Consider the following 274-nt stretch of genomic DNA (forward strand, 5'->3'; position numbering starts at 1 on the left):
AAAACCGATCGTAGTCCGGATCGCAGTCTGCAACTCGACTGCGTGAAGTCGGAATCGCTAGTAATCGCGAATCAGAATGTCGCGGTGAATACGTTCCCGGGCCTTGTACACACCGCCCGTCACACCATGGGAGTGGGTTGCACCAGAAGTAGCTAGTCTAACCTTCGGGAGGACGGTTACCACGGTGTGATTCATGACTGGGGTGAAGTCGTAACAAGGTAGCCGTAGGGGAACCTGCGGCTGGATCACCTCCTTAATCGACGACTCAGCTGCT

Annotated in this window: 1 rRNA gene; it reads left to right on the top strand. The window is 55.1% G+C overall.

From position 1 onward, the window contains the following. Positions 1-256: ribosomal RNA gene (locus tag NQL71_RS29790) — 16S ribosomal RNA — on the top strand; the annotation flags it as partial. Between the last annotated feature and the right edge of the window lie 18 nt (positions 257-274).

The sequence above is a fragment of the Pseudomonas serbica genome (genome assembly GCF_028823535.1).
Lineage (GTDB): Bacteria > Pseudomonadota > Gammaproteobacteria > Pseudomonadales > Pseudomonadaceae > Aquipseudomonas > Aquipseudomonas serbica.